We start from the raw sequence: 4,303 nt of genomic DNA on the forward strand, positions 1-4,303 counted from the left end.
CCACACCAATAACAGCGGCCAGTAAATACCATTGACGGCTTTGGCCGGTTGGATAAGGCGGCGAGGATAATCAGTTCTTCTTGCTCTTGTGCGTTGTCGATGATGTCAGCCATGTTTAACTCCTAATCCTAAAATGTTCTCGACATCATCAGCGCCACAGCCGGATGCCATGATTGCTTGACCTTCATGCAGGAATACCCGAACAGGAGCAGGCATCACGCCGGTACGCTCCCACAGTGCCTGATGAAGTTTCTGCTGCAATGCATCCGTGCTAACGCGCCCGTCCGTGAAATAGACGCGGGGAATCCTGACGCTGATAGTGTCCATAGTGGTTACTCCGCTTGGAAATAGGGCAACAAAAAACCCGCCGTAGCGGGTTCATGTCAGTTGGTTGGATTTACTTCTTGCCGTTGGCGTCAGCCATCTGCTGATAGCGTGGGTCGCTCGGACCTGGGAATTTGTGGCTCTGGCCACGATAATGCTGCAGTCGTTCACGGAAGTATTCACGCAGATGCGCCGGCTGTTCTTCTTCTACCTGCGCAGGCACAATCGGCATATTCATGCGCTCTTTGTACGCCACGCCTGACGCCGCCAAATCTACGTTAACCTTCTCGCGCTCTTCCGGTGATTTATCCGCTATGTTGTATGACATCGCTCCTACTATCCCCGGATTACTGGCCGGCAGCGTAGCGCGCCCGGAAGTCGTCCGCAAAGGCCGTGAGGCGCCCTTCGGCGATCGCGGCACGCAGATCGGCCATCATCTGTTGATAGAACCAGATATTATGCTCGGTCATCAGCATCGCGCCCAAGATTTCGCCCGCGCGTACCAGATGGTGCAGATAGGCGCGGCTCCAGGTCGAACAGACCGGGCAGCCACAGGCGGGATCGAGCGGCCCCTGATCCTCGGCGAAGCGCGCATTGCGGATGTTGATCGGGCCTTGTCGCGTAAAGGCCTGTCCCGTCCGGCCCGAGCGGGTCGGCAGCACGCAGTCGAACATGTCGACCCCGCGCTCCACGGCCCCCACGATGTCGGTCGGCTTGCCCACGCCCATCAGATAGCGGGGCTTGCTGGCGGGAAGCTGGCCCGGCGCGAAGTCGAGACAGCCGAACATCGCCTCCTGCCCCTCACCGACCGCGAGGCCGCCGATCGCGTAACCGTCGAAGCCGATGTCGATCAGCGCGTCGGCCGAGCTCTTTCGGAAGCCTTCGTCCAGCGCACCCTGCTGGATGCCGAAGATCGCATTGTCCTCGGCATGCTGGCTCCCTGCGTCGAAGGCGTCGCGGCTGCGCTTGGCCCAGCGCATCGAGCGCTCCATGGCGCTGGCCTGCACCTCGCGGGTCGAGGTGGTGGGGACCAGCTCGTCGAACGCCATAACGATGTTGGAGCCCAGCAGCCGCTGGATTTCGATCGAGCGTTCGGGGCTGAGCAGGTGGCGGGTGCCATCCAAGTGGCTCTTGAACGCGACACCGTCCTCGGACCGCTTGGTCAACTCGGCCAGGCTCATCACCTGATAGCCGCCCGAATCGGTCAGGATCGGCCGGTCCCAGCCCATGAAGCCGTGCAAGCCGCCCAGCCGGTTCACCCGCTCCGCACCGGGGCGCAGCATCAGGTGATAGGTATTCCCTAAGATGATGTCCGCGCCGCTCGCCCGCACGTCGCCGGGCTTCATCGCCTTGACGGTGGCGGCGGTGCCGACGGGCATGAAGGCGGGGGTGCGGATTTCTCCGCGCTTCATGGTGATGGTGCCGGTGCGGGCGCGGCCGTCGGTGGCGTGGATGGCGAAGGAGAAGCGGGCGGTCATTTTCTGTCTCTGGGGCGCTCGCCCTTGGGGCGGAGCGGGCCGGTCGGGCCATTGGCATCGACGGCGGTGGTACGGATGGTCAGCGCTTCGGCCCGGCTGATCGCGCCGTCACGGTCGCGATCGAAGCGGGAGAAGAGCCGCGAGAAATGCGCCTGGAGTTCGGGCAGGGTGATGCGGTTGTCGCTGTCCTTGTCGACATCGAACGGGCTGGGCAGCGCGTTGCGATCGCCCAGCCAGCGCTCGGCCCAGTCAGCGAACTGGAGATAGCCGAGCGAGCCGGCGTGCGCGGTGTCGATCGCGTCGAACGAACGCTTCACGCCCGCGTCCATCTCCTCGCGGCTGGTCTTGCCATCGCCGTCCGCGTCGAGCGTGGCGATCATCATAGCGACGGGCTCGACCACCATGGTGGCGGGCGTCTGCGCAAAGGGCTTGGGCGGCGCGGTGACGGTCACCGTCTCGTTCGCCCCCGGCGTCGCCGCCTGGAGCAGCAGCGCCAGCAGGATCACGAGGACCGCCCCGGCAGCAGCAGCGAGGCGTCGCCGTACGAGTAGAAGCGATAATCGTTCGCGATCGCATGGGCATAGGCCGCCTGCATCCGCTCCAGCCCCATCAACGCGGAGACCAGCATGAACAGGGTCGAGCGCGGCAGATGGAAATTGGTCATCAGCCCGTCGATGCCGCGAAAGCGATAGCCCGGCGTGATGAAGATCGCGGTGTCGCCCTCGAACGGGCGGATCACCCCGTCCTCTCCGGCCGCGCTCTCGATCAGGCGCAGCGACGTGGTGCCGACCGCAATCACGCGGCCGCCGCGTGCCTTCACCGCGTTCAGCCGGTCGGCGGTGGTGGCGTCGATGCGGCCCCATTCGGCGTGCATCTTGTGGTCGACCGTATCCTCGGCCTTGACCGGCAGGAAGGTGCCCGCACCGACATGCAGCGTCAGCGTCGCATGCTCGATCCCCGCCGCCGCCAGCAATTCCAGCAAGCCCGGCGTGAAGTGCAAAGCCGCCGTGGGAGCGGCGACGGCGCCGGGTTCGTTCGCGAACATCGTCTGATAGTCGTCGGCGTCCTTCTCGGTCACGCCTCGCTTCTGCGCGATATAGGGCGGCAGCGGCATGGTGCCCGCGCGTTCCAGCAGCAGTTCGACCGGCTTGTCGCCGGCGAAGTCGAGCGCGAAGCTGCCATCCTCGCCACGGTCGTTGGCGGTCGCGCTGACGCCCGCGCCGAAATCGATGACGTCGCCGTCGCGCAGGCGCTTGGCGTTGCGGATGAAGGCGCGCCAGCGGCGGATGCCTTCGCGCTTGTGCAGCGTCGCCCCGATCTTTGCGTCACCGCGCGTGCCCTGCAACTGGGCGGGGATCACGCGCGTGTCATTGAAGACCAGCAGATCGCCGGGACGCAGAGCATTCGGCAGGTCGCTCACTCGCTCGTCACGGGTGGCGTCGCCGTCAAGGACCAGCATCCGCGCCGAGTCGCGCGGCGATGCCGGATAGAGCGCGATCCGCTCGGCCGGCAGCGCGAAATCGAAAAGGTCGACGTTCACTTGGTGGCCGTTGCCGCCTTCTTGGCCGGAGTCGCCTTGGCGGCGGGGCGACGTGCGGGGGCCGGCTTGACGGGCGTGGCGCCGGGCAATGTCACGGGCGCACCCAGGCTGGGCGCGGGTGCGGCGGGCAGGGGGGTGAAGGCCGGCGGATTGTCCGCCGCGATATAGGCATGGACGATCCGGCTGGGGTTCGCGGGCGGCTCGCCCCGCTCGATCGCATCGACATATTGCATGCCGTCGAGCACGCGGCCGAACACCGTGTACTTCTTGTCGAGCGCGAAGCGCGGCTGGAAGACGATGTAGAACTGGCTGTTGGCGCTGTTGGGATCATCAGCGCGCGCCGCCGCCACCGATCCGCGCACATGCGGCAGATAGTTGAACTCGGCCGGTACGTTGGGCAGGTCCGATCCGCCGGTGCCGTCGCCCTTGGGATCGCCGCCCTGCGCCATGAAGCCGTCGATCACGCGGTGAAAGGCCAGGCCGTCATAGAAATGGCGGCGCGTCAGCGTCTTGATCCGCTCGACCATCTTGGGTGCGACATCGGGGCGCAGCCAGATCGTCACGCGCCCGCCGGTCGACAGGTCGAGCAGCCAGAGATTGTCCTTGTCGGTGATCGGCGGTGGGGTCGGGCGGCCGGTGACATTGTCCTCCAGCACCTGCGCGACCTTGGCCGGCGTCTGGATCTTGGATTGCGCCTGCGCCGGAACGGCAACCAGGCTGGCCATCATCATGGCAAGAGCGGCGAGAACGCGCATCACATCTCTATCGACAAGGAAAGGAACGAGGGCGCTGTAGAGCAAATCCCGCCTTGCGCCAAACTGAACCTTCGATCCCCATTTTCCTCCCCTGGAAGGGGAGGTGGCAGGCCGAAGGCCTTACGGAGGGGTGTCCCGCTCTCGATAGGGGGACACCCCTCCACCAGCTTCGCTGGTCCCCCTCCCCTTACAGGGGAGGAATAGGT

General features: G+C 65.3%; 6 protein-coding genes. All 6 read right to left on the reverse strand.

The window, feature by feature from the left end:
- Window positions 1-105: 105 nt before the first annotated feature.
- Entirely contained in the window at window positions 106-327 is a 222-nt protein-coding gene (locus ACQKJZ_RS18325; RefSeq protein ID WP_350590961.1) for a hypothetical protein, read from the reverse strand.
- Window positions 328-397: 70 nt separating this feature from the next.
- Complete coding sequence (locus tag ACQKJZ_RS18330; protein WP_350590962.1) at window positions 398-652, reverse strand: DNA polymerase III subunit theta; 255 nt, start codon at window positions 650-652, stop codon at window positions 398-400.
- Window positions 653-671: 19 nt separating this feature from the next.
- Window positions 672-1,802, reverse strand: a complete 1,131-nt coding sequence (gene tgt, locus ACQKJZ_RS18335; RefSeq protein WP_427733004.1) for a tRNA guanosine(34) transglycosylase Tgt — start codon at window positions 1,800-1,802, stop codon at window positions 672-674.
- Window positions 1,799-2,308 carry an EF-hand domain-containing protein gene (locus ACQKJZ_RS18340; RefSeq protein WP_427733006.1) on the reverse strand — a complete coding sequence of 170 codons (510 nt, stop codon included), beginning with the start codon at window positions 2,306-2,308 and terminating at the stop codon, window positions 1,799-1,801. Before ACQKJZ_RS18340 ends, tgt begins: the two co-directional genes overlap by 4 nt.
- Entirely contained in the window at window positions 2,305-3,342 is a 1,038-nt protein-coding gene (gene queA, locus ACQKJZ_RS18345; protein ID WP_427733008.1) for a tRNA preQ1(34) S-adenosylmethionine ribosyltransferase-isomerase QueA, read from the reverse strand. Before queA ends, ACQKJZ_RS18340 begins: the two co-directional genes overlap by 4 nt.
- Window positions 3,339-4,097 carry a peptidylprolyl isomerase gene (locus ACQKJZ_RS18350; protein ID WP_427733010.1) on the reverse strand — a complete coding sequence of 253 codons (759 nt, stop codon included), beginning with the start codon at window positions 4,095-4,097 and terminating at the stop codon, window positions 3,339-3,341. The genes queA and ACQKJZ_RS18350 overlap by 4 nt, the downstream gene beginning before the upstream one ends.
- Window positions 4,098-4,303 lie beyond the last annotated feature (206 nt).

The organism is Sphingomonas sp. NPDC019816 (genome assembly GCF_050274375.1).
Classification (GTDB): Bacteria; Pseudomonadota; Alphaproteobacteria; order Sphingomonadales; family Sphingomonadaceae; genus Sphingomonas.

What these genes read in the sequence shown, in the direction of transcription:
- ACQKJZ_RS18330 (WP_350590962.1), bottom strand. Translation starts at nt 652, where the DNA reads ATGTCATACAACATAGCGGATAAATCACCGGAAGAGCGCGAGAAGGTT.
- tgt (WP_427733004.1), bottom strand. Translation starts at nt 1,802, where the DNA reads ATGACCGCCCGCTTCTCCTTCGCCATCCACGCCACCGACGGCCGCGCC.
- ACQKJZ_RS18350 (WP_427733010.1), bottom strand. Translation starts at nt 4,097, where the DNA reads ATGCGCGTTCTCGCCGCTCTTGCCATGATGATGGCCAGCCTGGTTGCC.
- ACQKJZ_RS18325 (WP_350590961.1), bottom strand. Translation starts at nt 327, where the DNA reads ATGGACACTATCAGCGTCAGGATTCCCCGCGTCTATTTCACGGACGGG.